The organism is Nocardiopsis sp. JB363 (assembly GCF_900143625.1).
In the GTDB taxonomy this organism is placed as follows: Bacteria; Actinomycetota; Actinomycetes; order Streptosporangiales; family Streptosporangiaceae; genus Nocardiopsis.
The window spans coordinates 1-21,280 of record NZ_FRFF01000049.1; the positions used below are offsets into that span (position 1 = coordinate 1).

Genomic DNA, 21,280 nt, shown 5'->3' on the forward strand with positions numbered 1-21,280 from the left:
GCGCAGCACCCCCTCACGGTCGATCGCCGCCCCCACCCGGGACAGCACCGTGGATTCCGCCACCAGGAGCGTGTCACTGGCGCAGGCCGAGGGTTCGGCGTCCCGGTCCAGCAGCAGGCACGCCGTGCTCACCACCCGCGCCTCCTCCCCCGCGTCCTCGGGCACCCGGACCCGCACGGTGAACTCGGATTCCCCACCCGCGGGAACCTCGACCCGCCAGTTGGCGACCCCCTCTTCCAACACCCCGCCCTGGCCGACCTCGACCACCTCCAGGGGTTCGGGCACGTGTTGGGCGAGCAGCCCGCCTTCCACCGCTTCCCCTTCGCCACCGGCGACCGTCGCTCGATAGACGAACTCCTCACCCGCCGGGGGTGGCTGGGGCGCGCCGGACAGGACCAACCCGACGGGCGCCGCCTCGGAGGCGCCCTCCCCCTCGTCCACGGCGGAAGCGGGGGCGACCAACAACGCCGCGGCGGCGACCCCGGTGACAGCGCCGGCCACCGCACGCCCGGCCCCTCTCGTTCTGCCACGTCCACGAACACCCTCGAAAACGGCCAGCGTCATCCCGTGTCTCCCCGGTCTCACTGTCTCTCACTGTGTGACACCTCAAGACAACTACGAGTGACTGCATAATCACGTCAGGTGACACGCCCTTGCCCGCTCCACCGCCCGGAGTGACCGCTTAGATCAGGGATCGACCTCTTAGTCCCGGACCTCCGCATCCAGCGGGCGAAGGGTGCCAAGACCCGGATCTCTCCCGATGCGTGGGCCGCCCTCTTAGTCCGATCGTGGGACCCACGGCGGCCGAGAGCCGACCGCCGGGGAGAAGCGGAGAGTGTCATGTTCCAGATCGAGACCCTGCACAACTACGTCGAACGCCCCGGACCGAAGGAGGTGCTGGAGCACCGGCAGCGTCGGGAGGTCCTGTGGGAACGGCGACGCCGTCGAGAGGCCCGTCGGACCGAACGCCGGGCCGACCGTCGGACCCGCCGCGCCTTCGACACCTGACCGGTCCTTGCGGTGCGGGACATAATGGCCGGCATGCCCCTTCTTCCCGCGACCACCACCCACCTCGTCGGCCGCTCGGAGGAACTCCACGCCCTGTCCGCGCACACCGGCCACTGCCGAACGCAGGCCTCGGCGACGATGATGATCGGCGGCGACGCCGGCGTAGGCAAGACCCGCCTGGTCACCGAGTTCGCTGCCACCCTGCCGACCGGGACCGTGTTCGCGGGCGGCTGCCTGGAACTGGGCGTGGACGGCCTGGCCTACGCCCCGTTCACCACGCTGTTGCGTCAGGTGCTGCGCGAACGGGGACGCGGAGACTTCGAGCTCGCCCCCGACGGTGGTGGAGTGGGCGAGCTCGCCCGGATCCTGCCCGAACTGGGAGCGATCCCCACCGAGCGCCCCGAGTCACGTGGCGTGCTCTTCGACCAGGTGCTGACGCTGATCCGGTCACTGGCCGAGAATCCGGGGCCGACCGGGGAGAAGGGCCTGACCCTGGTCCTGGAGGACCTGCACTGGGCCGACGGCGCCACCCGTGACCTGATGGTCTTCCTGGTCCGGGCGCTGGACCGGCCCGGGGTCCAGATCATCGCCACCCACCGGTTCGTCGAACTGGACGGCGCGCACCCGCTGCGCCGACTGCTGCCCGAGTTGGAACGCCTGCCCGAGGTGACCCGCCTGGACCTGGCCCCGCTCACCCGGGAGGAGGTCGCCCGCCAAGCGCACGCCCTCACCGGCGACGCCCTGGACGCTCGGGGACTGGACGAGTTGTACCGGCGCAGCGACGGCATCCCCCTGTACGTGGAGGCGCTGGCCGGTGACGACGAAGCGTCCTCCCCGGTCCCCGAACACTTCCGCGACCTGCTGCTGGCGCCCGTGCGCCGGCTGCCCGTCCCCTGGACCCGGGTGCTGCGCGCCGCCGCGGTCGGCGCGCTCTCCGGGGAGGTGGGCCATGAACCACTGCTGCGGGTGACGGGCCTGTCCGAGGACGACCTGGAGGAGGCCCTCCAAGGGCTCGTGGACACCCGGCTGCTACGGATCAGCGGGGACGGCTACCGCTTCCGGCACGCCCTGCTGCGCGAGGCGGTCCACGAGTCGCTGCTGCCGGGGACACGTTCGAGACTGCACCTGCGTTTCGCCCGGGACCTGGACGAACACAGCGACGCGGTGCCGGGCGAACGCCGCGCCGCCGAGCAGGCCCATCACTACCAGGCCGCGAACGAGCTGCCCTTGGCCCTGGCCTCGGCGTGGAACGCGGCGGTGCGCGCCGGGGAGGTCCTGGCCTTTGGCGAGCAGCTGGCCGTGCTGGAGCGGGTGCTCGTCCTGTGGGACCGGGTGCCCGAGGCGCGCGAGTCGGTCGGTGGCCGTTCCCTGGCCCGGGTGCTGGCCGACGCCGCGTTGGCCGCGTTGCAGAGCGGGCGGCCCGAACGCGCTTGGGAACTGTGCGACGCGGCGCTGCCCGACGTACCCGAGGGCCCCGACGACCATGACCTGACCCTGCGTTCGCTGCTGCTGCGCTGCCGTGGACAGGCCCGGACCCAGTGCGTGGCCGAGGGGGCGGAGGCCGACCTGGCCGAAGCACTGCGACTCCATCCGCCGCACATGCCCGGATACGGACGCACCCTCTCGATCGTGGCGCGCGAGAGCATGTTCCGCCCCAGGGAGACCCTCGGTCTGGGGTTGTCGGCGGTGTCGCTGTCCGAACGCGCCCTGGAAGTGGCCCGTCGGGACGGGGACCGCTCCGCGGAGGCGGCGGCGCTGGTCTCGCTCGGCTCGGTGTACATGAGTCGCGGTCGCGGCGAGGAGGGACGGCCCCTCTTGGAGCGGTCCCTGAGGTTGGGCCGTGAGATCGGCGACCCGGCGATGGAGGCGCGCGCCAGCGGGAACCTCGCCCACTACCTGCGCGAGCAGGGGCGCACCGACGAGGCTCTGGAGTTGCTGGAACGTTCCCTGCGGTACCAGCGCGAGCGGGGTTCGGCGAGCCTGCACAACGGCTTCACCCTGCAGAACCGGGCGGAGGTGTTCTACGACACCGGCCGTCTGGAGCGGGCCAGGGAGGTGATCGAGGAGACCGCCCCGCGCGCGTCCACCCCGATGCACCGGGTCTTCCTGACGAGTCTGCTGGCCCGGACCCTGGTCGCGCTGGACGAGACCGCCGCGGCCCGTGCGGCGCTCGGACACGAGGACCTGGCCAGGGCCCGGGAGAGCCTGGAGCGTCTGGGTCGGGTGTCGGTGCTGAGTGTGGAACGCCTGGACCAGGCCCAGCTGGTGGTCGCCGCCCATCTGGACGTGTACCTGGCCGAGGACGACCTGTCGGCCGCCCGCGCCGAGGCCGACGAGGCGCTGCGCCGGCTGGAGTTCCCGGACTCCCCCGGGTTCGGCTGGGCGCTGCTGTCCCTCGTGGCCGAGACGGCCCGTCGCGGACGCGAGCCCGAAGCGGTCGAACGGACCATGCGCGCGGTGGAGCGGATGCCGGTGCACGGCCCGGTCCAGACGGCGTCGCGGGCCGACTGTCGGGCCCGGCTCGTCGAGGCCGGGCGGGGACCCGCGGCGGCCGTCCAGGAGTGGGGCCGGGCGGTGTCGGCCTGGGAGGCCGTCCCGATGCCGCTGCACCAAGGGTGGGCGCGGCTGCGTCGGGCCGAGTCCTGTGCGGTGGCGGGTGACCGCGCCGCGGCCACCGACCCCGTCCGGCAGGTACGGGAGAGTGCCCGCGCACACGGCGCGGTGGCGCTGGAACGGGCCGCCGACGACCTGGCCCGACGGCTCGGGCTCTCCCCCACCAAGCCGGTGCCCGGCTCCGCGGGGTTGACGGCCCGGGAGAGGGAGGTGCTGCGGTTGCTCGCCGAAGGCGCCACCAACGCCCGGATCGCCGAGCTGCTGTTCATCTCGCCCAAGACCGCCAGCGTGCACGTGTCCAACATCCTGGCCAAGTTGGAGGTGCCCAACCGGGCCACCGCCGGCGCACGTGCCCGGCGGTCGGGCCTGGCCTGAGACCCCACCGGAAGGTCTTAGGGGATGCCCCGTCCGACTTAGCGGCACGGACGCCGGGGCCGTGTCCCCACGATGGAAAGCAGGAGTTCTCCCCATGTGGCGGCGGGTGTCTTAGCGACATCGTCGTAGATGTGCCGAACGCGTCCGGCACATCACGACACCCAGGGGGAGACATGACCTACGACGACCTGCGCACCGCCACCGCCCACGCCATGCGGGACGAGCGCCTCCAGCACGCCGAGCGGGCCCGAGAGGCCCGCCGACTGCGGGCCGAGGCCCGCGCCCGACGCCGCGAGGAGCGTCGGATCCGCGGCGAATAATGGGCGGAGAAATGTCCCGGGCACAGAGCATAATGAGCGGTATGCCCCTGCTTTCCGATACCAGCCCCGTCTTCGTCGGCCGCCATGACCAGCTCCGGCTTCTCACCGACCAGGCCGACCGGGTGCGTTCCGGAACACCGGAGATGCTCCTGGTCGGTGGGGACGCCGGGGTGGGCAAGACCCGCTTGGTGAACGAGTTCACCGCCACCCGGCCGGCGGGAACGGTGTTCACCGGCGCCTGCCTGCAACTGGGTGTCGACGGACTCTCCTACGCCCCCTTCACGGCGGTGCTCCGCCAGGTACTGCGCGAGTGCGGCCGGACCCCGTTCGAGGAGGCCGCCCCCGGCGGGCTAGGAGAGTTCGCCCGTCTCCTGCCGGAGCTGGGACCCTTCCCCGAGGAACGTCGGGAGAACCGGGGCATCCTCTTCGAACAGCTACTGCGCCTGTTCACCCTGTTGGCCGGGGACGAGGGCGTCACCGTGGTACTGGAGGACCTGCACTGGGCCGACGGTGCCACGCGTGACCTGCTGGTCTTCCTGGTCCGCAACCTGGACCGGCCCGGGGCCCAGATCGTCGCCACCTTCCGCAGCGACGACCTGCACCGCGCGCACCCGCTGCGGCGACTGCTGCCCGAGTTGGAACGCCTGCCCGGGGTGGGCCGGATCCAGTTGGAGCCGCTCTCCCGCGAGGAGGTGGCCGCCCAGACCCGGGCGATCCGGGGCGAGGACCTCACCCCCACCCAGCTGGACTCGCTGTACCGCCGCAGCGAGGGGGTGCCCCTGTTCGTGGAGGCCCTGGCCACCGCCGAGACCTGCCCCACCGACGAGGACCCCGACCTGCCCGACCACTTCCGCGACCTGCTGTTGGAGCCGCTGAACCGATTCGACGACACCACGTGGGCCGTGCTGCGCGCGGCGGCGGTGGGAGCGGTGAGTGTCACCGTCGAACACGAGATGCTGTACCACGCGGCCGGGCTGCCCGAACGTGAGTTGGAGGCGGCCCTGCACACCCTGGTGGACTCCAACGTGCTGCGGGCCGGGCAGACCGGATACCGCTTCCGGCACGCCCTGCTGCGCGACGCCGTGCACGGGGAGATCCTGCCCGGACCGCACGCCCGGCTGCACCTGTGCTTCGCCCAGCTCATCGACGAGTACCCCCACACGGTCCCCGTCGACCGGCGTGCCGCCGAGGAGGCCCATCACTACCAGGCCGCGCACGATCTCCCCAGGGCGTTGCAGGCCGCCTGGTGGGCGGCGATCCGGGCCGGTGAGACGCTCGCCTTCAACGAGGAACTGGCCATGCTGGAACGGGTGCTGGGTTTGTGGGACCAGGTGCCCGATGCCGCCGAACGCACCCAGGGGCATACCCGGGCCAAGGTGGTGAGCCGGGCGGCCGGGGCGGCGCTGGACACGGGCCGACACCGGCGGGCGCTGGAACTGGTGGAGGAGGCCCTGGCCGACCTGCCGGAGGACCCCACCGACGACGAGGGCCGCATGATCCGAGCCCTCCTGTTGCGCAGACGTGGTCAGGCTCGCGCGTACAAGATGCGCGACGGTGGCCTGCCCGACCTGGTGCGGGCGTTCGAACTGCACCCGCCGCACATGCCGGGGTACGCGCAGCTCCTCGCCGACCTGGCGCGGGAGAGCAACCTCCTGCGCCTGGACCGTGCGGGCACCCCCGAGCAACGGCTGCTGAACGATCTGCGCCGAGCCGGGCACGGCCCACGCGAACTCGCCGAGCTCGCCATCGAGGTGTCCTCCCGGGGAAACCCCGCGGATCTGTGCGGTGAGGCGGACGCGCGGATCATCCTAGGTTGCCTGCACATGGAGGACGGTGACGTCGAACGGGGCCGTCCACTCATGGAACTGGGTACTCGGCGGGGAGCGGAACTGTCCAACCCGATGATCGAGGCACGCGGCGCCGGAAGCCTCGGCCACCACCTGCGGGAACTGGGCCGACATGAGGAGGGCATGCAGGTCCTGGAGCGTTCGCTGGACCGACACGAACGGCTCGGCTGGGCCTCGGTGCACCGGGACTTCAACCACCAGAACCGGGCCGAGATCCTGTTCGAGTCCGGCCGGCTGAAGAAAGCTCGTGCCCTGGCCGAGCACACGGTGACCACCTCCACCAAGATCAAGCTGCACTTCATCCAATCGGTACTGGCCCGGATCGCGGCCGCGCAGGGCGATCTGGAGACGGCCCGGAGGTCGGCCGGTTCCTTGGGCGACCGGAGCATGCTGGACGCGCACCGGATGGACATCCTGCAGCTGCGGGTCCTGGGTTCCTTGGAGACCGCGCTGGCCGAAGGGGAACTGGAGGAGGCTCTGGAGTTGTCCCTGCGAACCCTGGACCAGGTGATCCTGGAACGGTTCCACGGGTACACCTGGCCGTTGCTGGAACGGATGGCCGAGACGGCCCGCCTGGTGTCCGCCCCGGAGCTGGTCGCCCGGGTACGCGAGGTGGCGGATCGAACCCGGATCACCGGCCTCGCCATGCCCGCCTACGCGGCGTCGGTCGTCGCTCTGACGGCGGAGGCCGATGGGGAGGACGCCACCGACCTGTGGAAGGGCGCCTTGGTGGCGTGGGAGGCGACCCCGATGCCGCTGCACCTGGCCCGGGCCCGGCTGCGTGAGGCCGAGGTGGTGGCCGTCGGCGACCGCGACCTGGCGGTGCGCCGGATCCGGCAGGCGCACGAGAGCGCGGTGGAGTGCGGGGCCGCGCCGCTGTCCCGCGCCGCGGAGGGGTTGGCGCGCAGGCTCGGCACCGGGGTGACCGAGCAGGCGGCCCCACCGGCGCCGCCGGCGGGGTTGACCGCGCGTGAGAGCGAGGTGCTGCGGTTGCTCGCCGAAGGCGCCACCAATGCGCAGATCGCCGAGCGGCTGTTCATCTCACCCAAGACCGCCAGCGTCCACGTGTCCAACATCCTCACCAAGCTGGACGTGCCCAACCGCGCCACCGCCGGCGCCCGTGCCCGACGGTTGGGCCTGGCCTAGATGCCGTGATCGGGATTCCGGTCGTCGAGGACGAGGCTGTTCACCACGCGGGTGACGAGCCCCTCCAGGTCGCCCTCGGGGGCGAGCACCCCGGGCAGGGTGAGGTGTTCGGTGACCAGCCAGTTCAGGGCCAGGTAGAGCACGAGGACGGTGTCGCGACCGCCCGGCATCGCGGTCTCCTCGTGGAAAGCGAAGTTGGCCTCCAGGTCGGCGCGCACGCGAGCGGTCATGTCCGCGCGCAGTTCCGGGCGGCGGGTGGCCTCCAGTTGGAGTTCCAGGGTCGCCAGGTAGACGTGGGGGTCGGCGGCCAGGCGCTTGACCGTGGCGCGCATGACCTCGGCGAGTTTGGCGCGGTCGCGGGCGCCGACCAGCACGTTGTCCCACTCGTCCTGTTCGGGCATGAAGCGCTCGTAGGTGCGCGCGCCCGTCTGGGCGAGCAGGTCGCCGCGGTCGGTGAAGTAGTTGGAGGCGGTGCCGATGGGCACGCCCGCCCGGGTGTCGACGGCGCGGAAGGTGAGCCCGCGCGCGCCCTCTTCGGCGAGTGTCTCGATGGCGGCGTCCAGTAGCGCGGCGCGCCGACCCGGGTTCCTGACCACGTGTTCCTCCTTGATCCGGGGACTTCCCGAAAACCTCTTGGCAAACCACTACACACGAAGTACTTTGGCTGAAGTACTTTAACCATAGTGGTCGCTCGACCGCAGGAAACCCCTACAAGGAGACACATGCGAAACCTCACCTACTTCGTCGCGGTCTCGCTGGACGGCTTCGTCTGCGCGCCGGACGGTTCCTTCGACTTCTTCCCCGGTGGCGACGACGACGGCAGCGGCGGGGAGCTCGGCGAGAACGGCGAGTTCCACGCCCGCGAGTACCCGGAACTGCTTCCCACCGTGGCACGGAACCACCTCGGACTGGACGTGCCGCACCAGCACTTCGACACCATGATCCAGGGCCGGGGTTCCTACCAGATCGCCCTGGACCAGGGGGTGACCAGCCCCTACGGGCACATGCGCGAGTACGTCTTCTCCCGCACCCTGCCCGCCGACCTCGACCCGAACGTGACCGTGGTGGCCACCGACCCGCTCCAGGCCGTACGCGAACTCAAGGAGGAGGACGGGGGCTTGGGCATCTGCACGGTCGGTGGCCCCTCCATCGCCGGACTCCTGCTGCCGGAGATCGACGAGCTGGTGATCAAGCGCTACCCGGTCGTGGCCGGGGCGGGGAAGTCGTTCTTCGAGGGCGCCGCCTTCGACCCGGCCGTCTTCGAGCGGGTGGAGAGCACCGCCTTCGACAACGGCGCCGACTACACACGGTTCCGCCGTCGCCTCGGTGCGAGGTGAGCACCGACGGGTCCGTCACCCCGCCGGGTGACGGACCACATGTTCGCGGTCGGGGGTGGCCCGAACCCCCGCCGTGAGCGGTCATAATGCCTGTGCGGACGACGGTCCGGGGACCGCCGATCCTGTACTGAAATACCCCGGAAATATCCGCACGGCACACTGGGTCCCGGGACATCGTGTCCGGCTCGGCTCCGCGATCGACGGAGCGAGGCAGGGACCGACCGGCTTCGAGGAAGGTTGCTCGTGAATCGACAGCAGGAATTCGTGCTCCGCACGTTGGAGGAGCGCGACATCCGGTTCGTGAGGCTGTGGTTCACCGACGTGCTCGGGTACCTCAAGTCCGTGGCGGTGGCACCCGCCGAACTGGAGGCGGCCTTCTCCGAGGGCATCGGGTTCGACGGTTCGGCCATCGAGGGGTTCGCCCGGGTCTACGAGGCCGACATGCTCGCCCAACCCGACCCCACCACCTTCCAGGTCCTGCCCTGGCGCAACGAACCGCACGGCACCGCGCGCATGTACTGCGACATCCTCATGCCCGACGGTTCGCCCTCCCCCGCCGACCCGCGGCACGTGCTCAAGCGTCAACTCAGCAAGGCCTCCGACCTCGGGTTCACGTTCTACACGCACCCCGAGATCGAGTTCTACCTGCTGAAGAAGTTCCCCGAGCACGGGGAGTTCCCCGAGCCGAACGACTCGGGCGGCTACTTCGACCACACCCCGCACAACAGCGCGCACGACTTTCGCCGTAACGCCATCAACATGCTAGAGGCCATGGGCATCTCCGTGGAGTACAGCCACCACGAGGGCGGGCCGGGCCAGCAGGAGATCGACCTGCGCTACGCGGACGCGCTGACCACCGCCGACAACATCATGACCTTCCGGCTCGTGATGAAGGAGGTGGCGATGGAGCAGGGCGTGTACGCCACGTTCATGCCCAAGCCCTTCACCCAGTACCCCGGATCGGGCATGCACACCCACCTGTCGCTGTTCGAGGGCGACCGCAACGCCTTCTACGAGCCGGGTGCGGAATACCAGCTGTCGAAGGTGGGGCGCGGGTTCATAGCGGGCCTGCTGCGGCACGCGGACGAGATCACCGCCGTCACCAACCAGTGGGTCAACTCCTACAAGCGGTTGTGGGACGACCCGGCCGCCTCGGCCGGCATGGGCGGCGAGGCGCCCGCCTACATCTGCTGGGGGCACAACAACCGGTCGGCTCTGGTGCGGGTGCCGATGTACAAGCCGGGCAAGTCCAACTCCAGCCGGATCGAGATCCGTTCCGTGGACAGCTCCACCAACCCCTACCTGGCCTACGCGGTGATCCTGGCCGCCGGGCTCAAGGGCATCGAGGAGGGGTACGAGCTTCCCCCGGGCGCCGAGGACGACGTGTGGGCGCTGACCGACGCCGAGCGTCGGGCGGTGGGCATCCGTCCGCTGCCGCAGAGCCTGGACGAGGCGCTGCGTCTGATGGAGAACAGCGAACTGGTCGCCGAGGCGCTGGGCGAGCACGTATTCGACTTCTTCCTGCGCAACAAGACGTCGGAGTGGAACTCCTACCGCCGCCAGGTCACGCCGTACGAGCTCCAGCGGTACCTGCCCACCCTCTGAGCCGGTATGGCGAACACCAAGGCCCGTCCACGGGGGACGGGCCTCGTCTCCGTGACCAGGGTGCCCCGCCGGGTCAGACCAGGCCGAACTCGTGGGCCCTGGTGACGGCGGCGGTGCGGTTGTTCACCCCCAACTTGGCCATGAGGTTGGTGACGTGCACGCTCACCGTCTTGGCGGAGATGAACAGCGCCTCGCCCACCTCTCGGTTGGACAACCCCTTGGCGACCTGGACCAGGACCTCGGCCTCGCGGGGGGTGAGCCCGGCGGGCAGCGCGACGGGGGCCGGTGCGGCGTCGGCGAGGGCCGCGCCCATCCCCGCCACGTCCCCGCAACTCACCGCCGGACCCAACCGGCCGCGCAGTTCCCTGACGCGGTCCAACAGCCCCGTGGCCCGCTCACGGTCTCCCAGGGCGAGCAGTGTCCAGAAGGCTCCGGTCCAGGCGTCGATCCGGGACATCACGCTCGCCCTCTCGGCGAGCGGCAGCGCACGCTCCCAGTGCACGAGTGCCCCGGTCGGGTTCTCGGCGAGCCATCCGAGCGCCATGTGCCGGTTGAGCGCGCCCGCCGGTGAAGTCGGCCAGTCCGCACGCTCCAGCGTCCTACGAAGCAGCACGGCGAGTTCCTCGGCGAGTTCGGCGTCTCCGGGCTCGTCACGGTGCCGTAGCCGGGACACCAGCTCCGACAAGGACGGCAGACCTTGGTGGCTGAAACGGACCTGATCGATCAGCCCGATGTCGGCCTCCCCCTCGAAGGCCAGGCGGGCGGCTTCGGCCAGGCGATCCCCCGGGCCCTCCTTCAACAGCCACAGCCGTCCGAAGTAGTAGGTCAGGTACTCCATCGCCGAACTACGATCCCGGGGCAGGACGCGGGTGAACTCACCCAGGACCCTTTCAGCGGCCTCCCAATCCCCCTGTATGAGGTGGAACTGGGCCACGACCCCTTGTCGACGCGCGGCGGTGAGTTCCTCTCCCGCGGGATAGACCTCCAACACCCGCCGGGCCTGATCCATCCGACCCAGGCAGTTCAGGTAGTTGGCCGCGGCGTTGCCGTAGTCGCCACCCTGACTGCGCAGGATCCCCAGCTCGGCGCAACGATCCGCGAAGCGCCTCGTGGTGTCCAGCGCCTCCTCGTACTCCAGCCGCATCGCCAGGTTGTTGGAGAGGTTGATGAACCCGCGCAACTCGACCTGGACCTCGCCCGGTTCCCGGGCGATCCGGATACCCTCGCGCAACAGTTCCAGGGCCTCGTCGGAGCCGGTGACGTCCAGCAGCGCCCCCCGGGTGACCAGGGCGTCGGCCTCACTACCGCGATCTCCGACCCTCCGCGCCAGGTCGATGGTCTCCCCCGCGACCCTCTCCGCCTCGTCGTGGAACCCCTGGAGCATCAGGACCGAGGCCGTCGCGGCGCCGATCGCCGCCTGTTCGAAGTGTCCCTCGGGCAACAGTTCGGCGGCGGCCCGCATGTCGTCCAGCGCGACGATACGGCCCAGGTTCTTGTAGGCGCGGGCGCGGGCCACCAGCAACCGAGCTGCCGCCTCGGGTTCGGTGGTGGAATCAAGGTCGGCCAACCCGTCCGTGGCGTGGTCGACCGAACGGCGCAGGTCACCGGCGACCTGGGCGGCCAGGCACACCCGCAGCAGCAGGGCGCTACGGTCCAGGTCGAGTCGATCGGCGGCGTCGGGCACCAGTTCCCACAGCTCCAGCACCCGCTCCAGCAACTCCAGGTGTTCGGGGTGGGCGGTGGCGGCCAAGGCCCGCTGCGCCGCCTCCCATGCCGCGACCAGTGCGCGCGGGTGGTCGTGGGCGGCGTAGGCGTGATGCGCCAGTTGAGCCACGGTCTCGGCGCGCGGCAGCCCGGGGACCCCGGTGTCGAGCACCTCCGCGTAGCGGCGGTGGGCGCGCACCCGTTGGCCGGGCAGCAGGTCCGCCTTGACCGCCTCGGCGAGCAGGGCGTGCCGGAACACGTAACCGATCTCGGTGGCCCGTAGGACCTGGGCGTCCACCGCGTGGCGCAGCGCCTCGTCCAGGTGGTCCTCCTCGATCCCGGAACGTTCGGCCACCTCGGCGAGCAGCGCGTGGTCGACCCGGTCCCCGGCGACCGAGACCAGTCCCAGGACCTTGCGGGCGGTGTCCGGCAGGGGTTCCACCCCGCGCATCAGGAGGTCACGCGGACCCTCGGGGACCCCGCCGCCGTCGGCCGTGCCGACGAAGGACTCGACGAACAGGGGATTGCCACCGCTGCGTTCGTGCAGCAGGTCCAGGTCGGTCTCGGTGAAGGCGGCCCCCGCCAGCGCGGCGGCCTGTTCGGCCACCTCCTGGCGGGTGAGGGGATCCAGGTCCATCCGAGCGACCCGGGGGAGCCGTTCCAGTTCCGGCAGGAGCGGCCGAAGCGGGTGGGTGCGGTGCAGGTCGTCGGTGCGCACCGACACCACCAGGTGCACCGGCGCCGTGCGCAGGTTGCGCAGCAGGAAGACCAGTAGGTCCCGGGTGGAGGCGTCCGACCAGTGCAGATCCTCTACCACCAGGGCGAGTCCCTCGGGGCGGGCGCGCTCCTCCAGGAAGGTGAGCACCGCCTCGAACAGGCGGGCCCGGCCGTTGTCGCCGGTGTCCGGGCCGATGTCCTGGCCCAGCCCCGGCAGCAGACGCGTGAGCTGCGATCCGGTCTCGGGGGCGCCGTCCTCGGCGCGCAGCAGGTGGCGCAGTAGCGCGGTGAAGGGGGCGTAGGCGATGCCCCCGGTGCCCAGCTCCAGGCAGGACCCGAGCGCGGTCCGCCCCATGGGGGTGTGTTCCAGGTATTCGGCCAGCAGCCGGGACTTGCCGATCCCGGCGTCCCCGCACAGCAGGGTGGCCTGTGACTCCCCTTCCAGGGCCCGGCGGGCGTCGGTGAGGAGCCGGTCGAGGTGGGGCCGTCGGCCCACGAAAACGGAGTGCGCTGAGGGGGACATAGTGGTCAGTATGCCCGGCGCGCGGTCGCTTCGGTGTCCCTCAGAGCAGGCCCAGTTCCCGACCCCGGGCCGGGTACTCCGGGGGCTGGGTCAGCCGATCAGGGCGGAGAGCAGGCGCTCGGCGTCGAACTCCCCGTCCTTGACACCCTCCACGAAGGCATCCCACTCAGCGCGGGTGAAGACCAACGGAGCGGCATCGGGGTTCTTCGAGTCACGGACCACGAAGACCTCGCCCTCAGCGCTCTTGTTCTCCACAACCACCTCGTGACCGGGAACGACAGCGACCTCAACACACTGCCCCCCGTTCTGGGAGTACGTCGACCTGAGCCAGTCACTCATCAGTGATCTCCTTCAATCTGCGAAGGGTGTCGTCTACGGGGAGGGCACTACCTAGAGCGGTGCGCGCGAGGTCCTGCAACCGCTCAATACCACGGGCTTCGTTCACCACGATACTCCCGTTCGTATGCTCCGAAGTCGCCACCCGAGAGCCGTCCCTCAGCTTGTAGATCTGGAAGGGCGACGTCACACCAGCAAGGATGCTGCCGGCCGGAACCATGTTGACCCTTACCCGGTCAGTCGAAACGAGGTCCAACAGGTGAGCGGCCTGTTCTTTCCTCGCAGTAGCCGGCACTCCCGCAAGGCCGGCCTCAGGGAAGGTCGCGAACACTCTTAGCCCCGGATCCAGACGGGACAGCTGCGAGCAACGGATTTTCACCAGTTCATCGATGACACCCATGGGGTCAGATGGCCTGCCCTCCGCCAAGGCATAACGCGCGTACAGCGGCGACTCCAGAATTGCGGGAACTAACACGGGTGTGACGACCTCGATCGTCACAGCTTGTCGAGATAGCTGATCATCATCACGCAACCACGGAGGTGCACCCGAAGTCTGTGTCACGTCCCGAAGAACCCGGAGCAGACCACCCCGCGCCCCCAGGAGTTCGTCCAGTTTCTTCGCAGTTTCCTCATCTGGTGTCGTTCGCCCGTTTTCCCAGTTAGAAGCTGCCGAAGGAACGTAGCCGACATGGTCGGCGACCTGCGCCTGCGTGAGACCGTTCTGTTTGCGCAAACGACGAAGCTCTCTTTGAAAGTCATTCACATGACACAGGATCACACACTGTCAATACGAGTGAGGAGTGTCTAACGAGAAACATTGTCATGACCTAGGCGACAAAAGTCGTCGGGCTGAGGCTGGGGTCATGGACGTTTTTGGACAGCAGCAGACACGGACCACCCGCAACACTCAGAGCCAGAACACCGATCCTCGGGCCGAAGCCCTGCACGCCTTCCGTGAGATGCGGGGGCTGACCTTCACCGTGGAGTGGCGACGCTTCCCCTGGACCCATGGCCCGGACCTCGAACGCGCCCTGGTCGGCCCCGCCTACCTGGGCAACGTCGCCCTTGGTCTCAAGGACCGCAGCCACTGGGCCTACCAGTCCCGGGACGGCCATACCTGGCGCTACATTCCCCGAGCCCAGATCCGCCGACTGGTCCACGAGGTGGTCGAGGAGTTCGCCGGGTTCGCCCCGCCCCTGCCCCGCAGGTCCTGACCTCTGGCTGGAACACACCACTGTTCCAGGAACACCCGCCCTGGACTGCTCCCGTCCCCGGCAGCAGGACCTACCCCGCACAGCCATGCGGGGTCCTGACAACCGAAGCGGCCCGGCGGTGCAACCAACACCCCGGGCCCGGACAAGTGAAAGAAGCACTTGCCATGACGTACGTTACCGCCGCCCTGTGCACCCTGGTGCGCCTGCTCCGCCCATGCGGCGGGCTGCACACCGACCCCTCCGGCTACCTGCGCGCCCTGGCCGCCGAATACCGGCGCCGCTCCCGCCGGGTCCGCCGCTACACCCTGCCCGAGCACACCTCCGCCCGTCCGACAGCCACCGCACAGGCCCCGGACCAGTTCGACCCGTTCATCCCCCGCCCCCGCCGCCCCGTCGACCTCCAGCACCCGATTCCGCTCCCGGCCTCTTCCCGGACCATGTACTCAACCCCGGAGACGCCCTGGGCACTGTTGCCGACCTTCCGTGTCTCCCACGACCATGCGCACGTGCTGAAAACCTCCGCCGCGACTGCCCGAGACGACCTCGTGCGCACTTACTACCGCGTCCATGAGCAGCACGCCCGCACCATCCGAACCCGTAACGGCCACACCGCCTGACCTTTCCTGCCCCGGCCCGCGCTCAGAGCAGTCCCAGTTCCCGGCCCTTGGCGGCGGCAGCGGTGCGGTTGTCCGCCTCCAGCTTGGCCATCAGGTTGGTCAGGTGAACGCTCACCGTCTTGGCGGAGATGAACAGCGCCTCGCCCACTTCTCGATTGGACAGCCCCTTCGCGACCTCGACCAGGACCTCCAGTTCCCGAGGGGTGAGTCCGGCAGGCAGGGGCTCCCTGGTCGGTGCGGCCGCGGCCAGCGCCGCCCGCATGCGTTCGGCCTCCCGTCGCAGCACCAGACCGATCCCCGGCCCGAGGTGGGACTCGTAGCGTTCCAACAGTGCGCGGGCCCGGTCGATGTCGTCCAGGTCCAGGGCCGCGTGGAAGGCGCCCAGCAGGCTCCGCAACAGTACGAGCCGGTAGCCGGCCTCCTCACAGACCCGAGCCGCCTCGGTCAGGTGCTCCAGTGCTCTCGCCGGGTCCTCGGCAAGGAAGCCCTCGATCATCCGGTGCCCCAGCCGCCCCAACGCCGAGACGTGGCCATGGTCGTGTTCCAGGTGGTGGCGCAGGTGCCCGCTGAGGACGTCGACCCACCGCCGCGCCTCGGCGTCGTCGATCATCCTCAGCCGGAACACCAGCTCCCCGACCACGGTGAGCCCGTAGTAGGGGTAGCGCCCGGGGGTCAACAACCCGACGTCCGCGTGGGCCCGCTCGACCGTTCGGGCGGCCTCGATCGGCTCACCCCGGCGCATCGATAGGTAGAGCCGGGCGTAGTGGTGGTTGAGGTACTCCATCGGGGAACTGGTCTCTGGGGGCATGACCCGGATGAACGCGGCCAGCGACTCCTCGGCCCGATCCCAACGTCCCTGGAAGGTGTGGAACAGGGCCGTCAGGTTCAGCCGGTAGGCCTCGTTCCTCGACCGGCCGTGGGGCAGCCGCGTGAGCAGTTCCTCGGCCTCGTCCAGCCGGCCCATGTCGTTGAGCAGGGCCGCCATCGCCGTCGCGCAGCCGACCCCCTGGCCACGGGAGACACCCAGTTCGGCGCAGCGACGCCACCCGCGTTCGGCCGCCCGATAGGCCTCCTCCAACCGCAGGTCCTGATCCAGGTGAGCGGCGAGGTTGCGCCAGGCGCGCACCTCCATCCTGACCTGGCCGGTGCCTCGGGCGACGTCGATGGCCCGGTGCAGCAGGGCGGTGACCGACTCCCCGGGCCGCCGGGCCCCGGTGGGGTCCTCCGCCAAGCCCTCGATCTCCCCGATCAGGTTGGCCAGGGTCATCAGGGCGTCGACCTCGGTGACCCGGTCCCCCGCCCTCTGCGCGGAGTCGAGCGCGACCCGGGCGGCCCGCTCGGCCTCCTCATCGAGACCCAGCCGCATGAGGACGGTGGCGGAGGTGGCGTCCAACCCGGGGCGCCGGCGGTGATCACGGGGCAGGTACCGGGCGGCGGCCCTCAGATCGTCCAAGGCGTCGGCGCGACCCAGGTCGCTGCGGGCCCGGCCGCGTGCCATGAGCAGTTCGCCGGTGAGCCCGGGGTGGACGACCGGGTCGGTGACTCCCAGCCCTGCGGTGGCGTGCGCGACCGCGCGTCGGGTTTCGCCGTGGACGTGCGCGGCCTGGCAGGCGCGGAACAGGACCTCACCGTGCGGGAGACCGAGCCGGTCGGCGGCGTCGGGCACCGACTCCCACAGCTCCAGCACCTTCTCCAGCAGGTCGAGCCGTTCGGGGTGGGCGGCGGTGGCGGCGGCGTATTCGGCGGCGGTCCAAGCCGCGGAGAGCGCCCGGGGGTGGTCGTGGACGGCGTGGGCGTGCCGGGCCAGCTGTCCCGCGAGCTCACCCTCCGACGCGCCGGGGACCCCCTGTTCGAGGACCTCCGCGTGCCGGCGGTGGGCGCGCACGCGTTCCCCGGGCAGCAGGTCGGCGTAGACGGCCTCGGCGAGCAGCGCGTGCCGGAACACGTAGCCGTCGTCGGTGGCGCGTAGGACCCGGGCGTCGATGGCCGGGCGCAGGGCGGTGTCCAGTTCCATCTCGGTGATCCCGGCACCGGCCGCGGCCCCCGCGAGGACGGTGTGGTCCACCCGGTCACCGGCGGCGGAGACCAGTCCGAGGACGGCGCGGGTGGTCTCGGGCAGGGGTTCCACGGCGCGCAGCAGGAGCTCGCGGGGCCCCTCGGGCAGGGCGGTGTCGGAGTCGGGTGCGGTGAGCAGGGACTCGACGAACAGGGGGTTGCCGCCGCTGCGCGCGTGCAGGAGGTCGGGGTCGGTGCGGTGGCCCAGTGCGGCGGCCTGTGCGGCGACCTCCTCGACGCTGAGCGGGGCCAGGTCCAGCCGGGACACCCCGGGCAGGCGCTGGAGTTCGGGCAGCAGGCGACTCAGCGGGTGGGTGCGGTGCAGGTCGTCGGTGCGCACGCTCACCAGCAGATGGACGGGGGCCGAAGCCAGGTTGCGCAGCAGGAAGACCAGCAGGTCGCGGGTGGAGGCGTCGGCCCAGTGCAGGTCCTCCACCACCACGGTCAGCCCGTCGGGGCGGGCGCGTTCCTCCAGGAAGGTCAGGGTGGACTCGAAGAGACGGCCCCGGCTCTCCTCGGTGGTCTCGGGGACCGGGCCCAGCCCGGGGACCAGCCGGGCCAGCTCCCCTCCTTCGGCGGTGCCGGGTCCACCGGAGCGGACCAGGTGGCGCAGGACGGTGGTGAAGGGCGCGTAGGCGATGCCCTCGGTACCCAGCTCCAGGCAGCCGCCCACGGCGGAACGCGCCAGTGGGGTGCGACTCAGGTGTTCGGTGAGCAGCCGGGTCTTGCCGATCCCCGCGTCGGCGCACACCAGGGTGATGCGTGGATGCCCCGCCGCCACCGCGCGGGCCTCGTCGAGGAGACGGTCCAGTTGGGGTCGGCGACCGACGAACTCGGCGGGTTCGGTGGGGGGCATGGGCCCCAGTATGCCGTTCAGAACAGGCCCAGTTCCCGGCCCTTTGCGGCGGCAGCGGTGCGGTTGCGCACCTCCAGCTTGGTCATCAGGTTGGTGACGTGCACGCTCACGGTCTTGGCGGAGATGAACAGGGTCAGACCGACCTCCCGGTTACTGGAGCCCTTGGCGACCTCGGCCAGGACCTCCAGTTCACGCCGGGTCAGACCCATCGGGAGGGTGGTCCGGGCCGGGCTGGAACCACCGGTGAGGGCGGCGGGTTCGGACGCCGCCCCGGTGGCCGGGTGTTCGCCCGGCCCGGGCAGGGCGTGGCGGGCGCGCAGGCGTAGCGACTCACGTTCGAACAGGACCATCCCGTGTTCGACCGCGAGGCCGTGCAGGAGGTCCACGTGCCGGATCGCGGCGGCCCGGTCCTCGGCCCGCAGGGCGGCGCGGACGGCGCCCAGGTGGTACTCGGCGGTGGAGACGACCAGACCCGTGGGGCCGAGTTCGGTCAGGGCTCGTTCGAACAGGCTCAGGGACGCGACGGGATCACGGCTGCGCCATGCGCGCGCGGCCAGGTCGGCGGCCGGGGCGTCGGAGCGCACCGCGTCGGGTGGCAGGGCGTCCAGGGACTCCTCGATCCGCAGGGCCAGCCGCTTGGATTCCTCTTCGGGTTCCTCGGAGAGCAGGGCGGCGACGGCTGCGTGCCAGGGCAGGATGGAACGGTAGAGGCCGTGGGTGTTGGAGAGGGCCCCGCGCTCGCCGAGGGCCTTGGTGAGCATGGCCAGGGAGATCCGCCCGGCGTCCTCCAAGCGCCCCTCGTGCAGGGCGAGCTGTTGCAGGACCATGTGCACCGGCAGGTGTTCCAGCGGGGAGCTGTCGCGTTCGGGCAGCAGACGGCGGAAGTGGTCGGTGGCGGTGCGCACGGCGTCCGGGCGCCAGCGGTACAGGTCCAGGTGCATGCGTAGGACGAGGGCGCGGGCCCGGGTGATCGAGGTGTCATCGATCCCGTCCAAGAGGGCTTCGGCCTCATCGAATCGGCCCTGGTTGAAGCGGGTGACGGCCAGCCCGTAGACGAAGACGCCGCCCTTGGTGCGGGTCAGACCCAGTTCCCGGCAGCGACGTAGCCCTTCCAGGGCCACCTCGGCACTCGCTTCCAGCCGCCCGTGGTTCTTGAGGACCCCGCCGAGGTTGGTGAGCCCGCGGATCTCGGCCTGAACGTCCCCGACCTCTCGGGCGATGCGGATGCCGTTGCCGAGTACGGGCAGCCCGCTGCCGTTCTCCTTGTCCTCCAGCAGGGAACCCAGGGTGATGAGCGCGTCGGCCTCGCTGCGCCGGTCGCCCAACTCACGGGCCAGGTACAGGGCCCGGCGGGCACCGCCCTCGGCGTGCTGATGGTGGCCGCGTATCAGCAGAGTCGCGGAGAAGGTCGCGATGACCGCGGCGCTCTCGGGGTGGCCCTTTGGCAACAGGACACTGGCCTCGCCCAAGTCCTCCAGCGCACCGTCCAGACCCATCTCCTTGAGGGCGAGGGCGCGAGCGTGGCGCAGGAGGGCGATCCGTTCGGCCTCGGCCGGTGGATCGCCGAGGTCGACGTGCAGGGCGGTGGCCCCGAGTTCGGCCAGACCGTCGTCGGCGTAGCCGATGGCCCGGCGGACCGAACCGGCGACCAGGCACACCTGGGCGGCGCGGACCAGGACGTCCACGCGTTGCAGTCCGGTGCGTTCGGCGGCGTCGGGGACCTGCTCCCACAACTCCACGACCCGTTCGATCAGGGCCAACTGTTCCGGGTAGGCGTCGACGGCGGCGACCTGGTCGGCGGCGCTCCAGGCGGCCTCCAGGGCCAGGGGCTGATCGTGCGCGGCGTGGGCGTGGTGGGCGAGTTGGACCGCCTGTTCGCGCTCGGACATGCGGGGCACACCGCGCTGGAGCGCCTCGGCGTAGCGGCGGTGGGCGCGCACGCGTTCGCCGGGCAGCAGGTCGGTGTACACGGCCTCGGCGAGCAGGGCGTGCCGGAACACGTAGCCATCGCGGGTGGTGCGCATGACGCGGGCGTCGATGGCCGGTCGCAGCGCGTCCTCCAGCTCCTCCTCGGTGGTCCCGGCGCGTCGGGCGGCGGCGGCCAGCAGGGTGTGCGGGACCCGGCTCCCGGCGGTGGCGGCCAGGCCGAGGACACGTCGGGTGGGTCCGGGAAGGGGTTCGACCGAGGCCAGGAGCAGGTCGCGGGGACCCTCGGGAAGCACCGCCCCGGCGGGGTCGTGACCGTTCAGCAGGGACTCGACGAACAAGGGGTTGCCGCCGCTGCGTTCCCAGAGCAGGTCCAGGTCGGCGGGGTCGAGGCCGGCACCGCGCAGCGCGGTGGCCTGTTCGTCGACCTCCGCACGGGAGAGCGGTTCCACGTCCAGACGGGACACCCCGGGCGAACGCTGTAGCTCGGGCAGCAGCCGGCGCAGCGGGTGGGCGCGGTGCAGGTCGTCCGTGCGCACGCTCACCAGCAGGTGGACGGAGGTCGGTCCGAGGTTGCGCAGCAGGAAGAGCAGCAGGTCGCGGGTGGAGGCGTCGGCCCAGTGCAGGTCTTCCAGGACCAACGTGAGCCCGTCGGGGCGGGCGCGTTCCTCCAGGAACGTCAGGACCGACTCGAACAGGCGGGCCCGGCTCTCGTCCGTGCCGCCGCCCGCTCCTCCGAGTTCGGGGAGCAACCGACCGAGGTCGACGGCCTGGTCGGTGGTGGGTCCGCCCGAACGCAGGAGTTCGCGCAGCAGGGCGGTGAAGGGGGCGAAGGGGAGGCCGTCGGAGCCGACTTCGAGACAGCCGCCGACGGCGACGCGGGCCTCCGGGAGGCCGCGCAGGTGTTCCTCCAGCAGTCGGGTCTTGCCGACCCCGGCCTCGCCGCAGACCAGGACGGTGCGGGCGCCTTCCCTCCGGGTTCGACGCCCGTCCGCGGTCAGGGTGGACAGCTGGGCTCGGCGCCCGACGAACACGGTGGAGGGATCGCGAAGCCGCATAGCGTCGAGTATGTCCGGTCGAC

15 protein-coding genes are annotated in these 21,280 nt (G+C 70.9%); 8 read left to right on the forward strand and 7 right to left on the reverse strand.

Going from position 1 to position 21,280, the window contains the following annotated elements; translation table 11 throughout:
* On the reverse strand, window positions 1–501 hold a 501-nt coding region (locus BQ8420_RS07835), incomplete at its 3' end, for a hypothetical protein (protein ID WP_200815848.1).
* Between the two features lie 339 nt (window positions 502–840).
* Here BQ8420_RS07835 and BQ8420_RS31795 point away from each other — a divergent pair.
* The 4 genes from BQ8420_RS31795 (at window position 841) to BQ8420_RS07845 (ending at window position 7,309) form a co-directional block, all read left to right on the forward strand.
* Window positions 841–1,008: a hypothetical protein gene (locus BQ8420_RS31795; protein WP_160049281.1), complete on the forward strand. Its 168-nt coding sequence runs from the start codon at window positions 841–843 to the stop codon at window positions 1,006–1,008.
* Between the two features lie 33 nt (window positions 1,009–1,041).
* Entirely contained in the window at window positions 1,042–3,996 is a 2,955-nt protein-coding gene (locus BQ8420_RS07840; protein ID WP_369825482.1) for a tetratricopeptide repeat protein, read from the forward strand.
* A gap of 173 nt (window positions 3,997–4,169) precedes the next feature.
* Complete coding sequence (locus BQ8420_RS32270) at window positions 4,170–4,316, forward strand: hypothetical protein (protein ID WP_200815849.1); 147 nt, start codon at window positions 4,170–4,172, stop codon at window positions 4,314–4,316.
* Window positions 4,317–4,348: 32 nt separating this feature from the next.
* A complete protein-coding gene (locus BQ8420_RS07845; protein ID WP_087097160.1) occupies window positions 4,349–7,309 on the forward strand; it encodes an AAA family ATPase in 2,961 nt (986 codons plus the stop codon).
* Here the strand turns inward: BQ8420_RS07845 and BQ8420_RS07850 are convergent.
* Complete coding sequence (locus tag BQ8420_RS07850) at window positions 7,306–7,905, reverse strand: TetR/AcrR family transcriptional regulator (RefSeq protein ID WP_087097161.1); 600 nt, start codon at window positions 7,903–7,905, stop codon at window positions 7,306–7,308. The two genes, BQ8420_RS07845 and BQ8420_RS07850, sit on opposite strands and share 4 nt — an antisense overlap.
* A 126-nt stretch (window positions 7,906–8,031) precedes the next feature.
* Here BQ8420_RS07850 and BQ8420_RS07855 point away from each other — a divergent pair, with 126 nt between their 5' ends.
* Window positions 8,032–8,646 (forward strand): dihydrofolate reductase family protein, encoded by a 615-nt coding sequence (locus tag BQ8420_RS07855; RefSeq protein ID WP_087097162.1) that lies wholly within the window; start codon window positions 8,032–8,034, stop codon window positions 8,644–8,646.
* 243 nt (window positions 8,647–8,889) lie between these two features.
* A complete protein-coding gene (locus BQ8420_RS07860) occupies window positions 8,890–10,251 on the forward strand; it encodes a glutamine synthetase family protein (RefSeq protein WP_200815850.1) in 1,362 nt (453 codons plus the stop codon).
* A 73-nt stretch (window positions 10,252–10,324) separates the two neighbouring features.
* Here the strand turns inward: BQ8420_RS07860 and BQ8420_RS07865 are convergent, their stop codons facing one another.
* The 3 genes from BQ8420_RS07865 to BQ8420_RS07875 form a co-directional block, all read right to left on the reverse strand.
* Window positions 10,325–13,195, reverse strand: a complete 2,871-nt coding sequence (locus BQ8420_RS07865; protein ID WP_087097163.1) for a helix-turn-helix transcriptional regulator — start codon at window positions 13,193–13,195, stop codon at window positions 10,325–10,327.
* A gap of 90 nt (window positions 13,196–13,285) precedes the next feature.
* Window positions 13,286–13,534 carry a DUF397 domain-containing protein gene (locus BQ8420_RS07870; RefSeq protein ID WP_087097164.1) on the reverse strand — a complete coding sequence of 83 codons (249 nt, stop codon included), beginning with the start codon at window positions 13,532–13,534 and terminating at the stop codon, window positions 13,286–13,288.
* Window positions 13,527–14,294, reverse strand: coding sequence for a Scr1 family TA system antitoxin-like transcriptional regulator (locus BQ8420_RS07875; RefSeq protein ID WP_160049282.1), 768 nt, complete (start codon window positions 14,292–14,294; stop codon window positions 13,527–13,529). The genes BQ8420_RS07870 and BQ8420_RS07875 overlap by 8 nt, the downstream gene beginning before the upstream one ends.
* Before the next feature lie 100 nt (window positions 14,295–14,394).
* On the opposite strand from BQ8420_RS07875, the gene BQ8420_RS07880 reads away from it, so the two are divergent.
* Both BQ8420_RS07880 and BQ8420_RS07885 read left to right on the forward strand, forming a co-directional pair.
* Window positions 14,395–14,745: a hypothetical protein gene (locus tag BQ8420_RS07880; protein WP_087097165.1), complete on the forward strand. Its 351-nt coding sequence runs from the start codon at window positions 14,395–14,397 to the stop codon at window positions 14,743–14,745.
* A gap of 164 nt (window positions 14,746–14,909) precedes the next feature.
* Entirely contained in the window at window positions 14,910–15,362 is a 453-nt protein-coding gene (locus BQ8420_RS07885) for a hypothetical protein (RefSeq protein WP_087097166.1), read from the forward strand.
* Between the two features lie 22 nt (window positions 15,363–15,384).
* Here BQ8420_RS07885 and BQ8420_RS07890 read toward each other — a convergent pair whose 3' ends face one another.
* The gene (locus BQ8420_RS07890) at window positions 15,385–18,273 is read right to left on the reverse strand and encodes a helix-turn-helix transcriptional regulator (protein ID WP_087097167.1); all 2,889 of its coding nucleotides are present in this window, start codon (window positions 18,271–18,273) and stop codon (window positions 15,385–15,387) included.
* 17 nt (window positions 18,274–18,290) lie between these two features.
* Entirely contained in the window at window positions 18,291–21,257 is a 2,967-nt protein-coding gene (locus tag BQ8420_RS33135) for a helix-turn-helix transcriptional regulator (protein ID WP_087097168.1), read from the reverse strand.
* Window positions 21,258–21,280: the final 23 nt, after the last annotated feature.